General features: G+C 39.9%; 3 protein-coding genes. 2 read left to right on the top strand and 1 reads right to left on the bottom strand.

What is annotated here, in order from left to right:
• The coding region (locus WBM98_RS08245; protein ID WP_424365546.1) for a Calx-beta domain-containing protein at window positions 1–3,146 on the bottom strand (3,146 nt) is incomplete at its 3' end.
• A 456-nt stretch (window positions 3,147–3,602) separates the two neighbouring features.
• Between WBM98_RS08245 and WBM98_RS08240 the strand changes: the two genes are divergently transcribed.
• Both WBM98_RS08240 and WBM98_RS08235 read left to right on the top strand, forming a co-directional pair.
• Window positions 3,603–4,151, top strand: a complete 549-nt coding sequence (locus WBM98_RS08240) for a ClpP family protease (RefSeq protein ID WP_424365545.1) — start codon at window positions 3,603–3,605, stop codon at window positions 4,149–4,151.
• A gap of 249 nt (window positions 4,152–4,400) precedes the next feature.
• On the top strand, window positions 4,401–4,634 hold a 234-nt coding region (locus tag WBM98_RS08235), incomplete at its 3' end, for an FAD-dependent oxidoreductase (RefSeq protein WP_424365544.1).

The following is a 4,634-nucleotide window of genomic DNA, read 5'->3' as shown; positions in this document are numbered from 1 at the left end:
TCGTCATCAAGGATGGTCCCGTTTGCTGTATTGGTTGAATTTCCATCAACAAACCCAATTCCCATGTTGGAATTGATATTGGATAATACTACTGTAAAGGCTTCCGTAGGTTCTATAACGGCATCATCCGTAATTGGGACCTGAATATCCAATGAGTTAACCGTAGGAGTGAACTCCAATGTACCTGTAGTAGTTACAAAATCACTAGGGTTAAAAGCAGTTCCTTCATTCGTGGTATAATCCACGGTCACGTTTTCGGTGATGTTACCTGTAAGGGTTACATTGAAGATTGCGAATGCATCCGTACCCTCGGTAACGATTACGTTGGTATCTGTGAATGAAATACCTGTACCTGCGATGGCATCGTTATCGGTGATGTTTACGTTTGCTTGATTATCAGCAATGGTTACATTTCCTGTAGCAGTAATATTGGATAGATTCACCAAAAAGTTCTCGGTAATTTCAATGAGATCATCATCAATTATTGTAATGGGGATATTTTGGAAACTTCCATTTATCGAATTCGCTGGAAAAGTTAATTGGGCATTAACATTGTTATAATCCAAACCAGAAAGTGCCGTACCATCCGCAGTTGCATAATCAACGGTAAACGATTCTTGAACATTTCCACTTAATATAACTTGTACATTAATAACACCGGCATTTTCATCAACATCCAAATCACTAATGGAAACTGTTGCCGAATCATTGTCCAAAATGGTTCCTAACCCACTGGCATCATTAATAGCAATTACATTCGTGGATGGTGCGCTTAATTCCACTGTGAAAGTTTCGGTATTTTCAATGAGGGAATCATCGAGTATAGGAACTACTATGTCAAAGGACTCGTTGTGGTCCCCTAAGAAGGCAAGCGTACCCGAAACGCTGGTATAGTCGCCAGGGGCCACTGCGGAACCGTTGTTCGAGGCATAGTCCAAGGTAAACCCATCAGCATGGATACCGGTAAGAACCACTTTAAAAGTGGCCGTACCCACATTTTCATCGATACTTATATCATTTATAGCTATACCAATAGGGTCGCCATTTTCCGTCACATAAATATATTGGACATGCTCCGTGGAATTACCAGCGCAATCCAATGCCGTCCATGTTCTAATAATCGTATAGGCAGTACTGTTGTTGTCCCCATTGTAGGTTTCAACAAAAACTACTTGTGGACTAGTATCACAGGTGTCACTTGCTGTTAAGGTAGTAGGGCTGGGAATATTGTCATAGGCAGCCACTGTGTCCGTAGGTAGGGCTTCGTTAAAAGTAGGATCGGTATGGTCTTCAATGGTTATCACCTGGGTGAATGTGTCACTTATCCTTCCACAGGCATCTGTAAAGGTCCACGTATTGGTATAGGTGCCTTCGGCATCACAGTCGGCATTGGGAACAAAATCACCTGAAGTTTTATCCAATGTAAAATCACAGAATTCCGTAGCGGGCTCTAAACTTTGAGCTGCATTTAAGCTAGCAGTGTCATCACAAGTGACGGTGGTATCCAATGCATTTGCGAGAGTAGACCAGTTAACTTGGGCAGGTTGGTTTATGTTTACGACTGTTGGATCGAAATTACCGAACCCACATTCATTTAATGTACCTGAACTATTGGTTGTTTGTGTTTCAGGATTAATTTCTCCTGTAAAAGTAGCAGTAGCTTGTAAGGAAAACGTTGCTGAACAGGCAGTTTCTAAAAAGTAACACTGTTCTTTTACCGTTACATCGAAATCTAATAAGAATTCTGGATCACCAGCTTCCACATTATTTTCATCTACAATGAAATTAAGCGCTCTTGTTGTATCATTATAGGAGGCACTGGTAACGCCTGTTGGCAGTGGTTGAGTTTCGTCATATTCCACTTCCATGGGTAATATAGTCGTGATTTGAAGAGACGCGATATTATCATTTCCTGAGTTTTCAATGCTCATGGAAAGCGTGGCTAGATCCCCTGCATCGTAAGTACTATTGAGGGGTGAGGTTGTAAATTTTAAAGCTCCTAAACTCGGTTCATATACTTCAATAGAAAAACCGACTAAATATAGTCCGTAAGATTCCTGCCCCGAAGTAGCCCTTAATGTGGTACTTGTCTGATTGTTGGTAATTAAGGAGTTTCCTGGATTGGATAATTCAAATATAGAGGCATCATATCCTAATGTATTTGTACTTGCCGGATTCCTACTAACGAAATGTGCACCATCAATTGAGATGGTGCTGGAAAAGAAATTATCCTGCCCTCTTAAAGGGGTACTGATTTTTTGCCATGTATTGTCAGGTTTTTTAATTTGGAAACTGTCACCATTCAAAACGCGGTCACCTTCAATAGAACCAAGAATAATATCGGCCTTCACCGGACCTGAAGGAATCGATAAAAATCCGTTTACATTAAAATCAGTGGTAGCCTCGTTGTCTACGTGGGCATATCCATCAAAAAGTGTAATATTTCTGGTCAGTAGATCAGTTGACTGATATACAAATACAATTTGCCATCCTCCGGCAACTCCATAATTGCCGCCTCCATGTGGTTCCAAACCACCATAAGTGGCCTGTACATTCCCTACTTGATATTTACCGTAGGGATTGGTTAATGCTACTACATCGCTGGTGATATCCTTTACACAGATATATGGGTCATTATGAAAATGCTCTGGCCGTCCCCTATATATAACTTCATCAGCTGTAATTGTAGTATAGGTAGAAGACCCTGGCAACATTAATTTAACCTTGTCGTGGTTCCAAGAGTCGGCATTTTGGGAAACCCCACCAGCTTCCTTATCAGAAGCTGCCCAATATAAGTATGCTCTTACAAATTCCTTACAATTCAAACCAGGAGCAGGATCATTTAACGTAGCACTACTCGAATTAAAAGTGGAAGGGTCACTGTCAATATCAACATAGACCCTATTGTTGCTATCCTGGTTATCTCCTGTTGCATTAAAACTATTGGTTTTATGTGCAGACAACATATTATTGGCAATGATGGTGACATCGCCTTTGATCGTTTCATTATACCTAGGAGTAAATGCTTTTTTCACCTGAGCACTTACAAAAGTGGTCAAAAGAAAAAATACCAATAAAATAAGCTTACCCATTTTATCCGCCAAATGAATTTTCCCGGTGTTTGATTTTGAAATTGAATGTTTCATAGTTCAGATTGCTTAAATGCTTCTGAAGAAGGGTATGAAACCTAATGACAAGGGTTTACAATAACTAGTAAGTGTTTGAGAGTAAAGATTTGTCCATAGGCATTGACTTCTTCCAAAAAATGTACTTAGCTTAAGTTGTTGGTTAAGTGATTTGGTATCATTCTAAAACAAAGCACGTCAAATACCTTCGTCGCGAGAAAATTATACGCTATGGGAAAGGCTAAAATCGTTGAACAACCTAAAAAACGATAAAATGTTAAAATTGTAGGATAAAATGTAAAATGTTGTAAAACAGATAGTTATAACTCGATGAAATGCACCTTTTTGTAGGTGTAGGACAAAAAGTCACACATTTTCCTTAAAAATCAACAAGGATTACAAGCTAGAAATATTGGCTATCCAAAATTTATATGTTTTTAATAAAATGCTTAGTTTTGGGTTCTTAAATAAAATAAGATGAGTTCGAAAAAGGGAAAAGTACAGGAAGCTATAGATGAAAAATTATTGGAGGAACGCAAGGTTTTTCTTTGGGGTATGGTCGACGATGATTCTGCCAAGCATGTCATCGATCGATTGCTTTATTTGGATATGCAGAATCATAAAGAGATCCAACTGTTCATCAATAGCCCTGGAGGGTATGTTACCTCAGGTTTTGCCATGTACGATACGATTAAGGCTTTAAAAAGTCCCGTATCCACCATTTGTACCGGTCTGGCAGCCTCTATGGGGTCGATTTTACTTTCGGTAGGTAAAAAGGGAAGACGCTTTATACAGCCCCATGCCCAGGTGATGATACATCAACCTAGCGGGGGGGCTAAAGGCCAGGCATCGAATATAGAGATTCAGGCCAAGGAAATCATCAAAACCAAGGAATTGAGTGCCAGGATCCTAGCTGAAAATTGTGGGCAGGACTATGAAAAGGTACTTCGGGATTTTGATCGGGATTTTTGGATGAATGCCGAGGAGTCTATCGCATACGGTATCGTGGATGGTATTTTAAAATAGCCATATCGTGTTGATAAATGAAAAAGTCCTTCGCAATCGTGTTGTGAAGGACTTTTTTGATGATATATATGGACGCCGAAGCGGAATGTACTATATATACGGGAAAAAAGACCCCTTTGGATGTTTATAAGGGCCAAAAACCTTGATTTCTAAAAATAGATCTGCGCGGTTTACTGGCGTACCCAATATTGGAGGGAAAGTTTATTTTATTAAATTTACCGACTAACCCTTATTTTTTCCCTAGTTCTTATGAAACAAACACCCAAGGAGATTGCTATTGTAGGATCGGGTTTGGTAGGTTCCTTATTGGCTATTTATCTAAGAAGGCTGGGCCATACAGTAGATGTCTTTGATCGTAGGCCCGATATACGTACCATTGTTTTTTCAGGGCGTTCCATTAACCTGGCGATGAGCGATAGGGGATGGAAGGCTTTGGCGGAAATAGGCATCGAGGACGAAATCAAGAAAATCGCCATACCCTTG

It is taken from the genome of Maribacter sp., assembly GCF_049667165.1.
In the GTDB taxonomy this organism is placed as follows: domain Bacteria; phylum Bacteroidota; class Bacteroidia; order Flavobacteriales; family Flavobacteriaceae; genus Maribacter_A.
Note: the sequence above shows the minus strand (reverse complement) of the source record. Positions and strands in the feature narration are given on the sequence as shown.

Excerpts from the sequence above, each read along its gene's own strand:
- WBM98_RS08240 (WP_424365545.1), top strand. The coding sequence starts at position 3,603 with ATGAGTTCGAAAAAGGGAAAAGTACAGGAAGCTATAGATGAAAAATTA.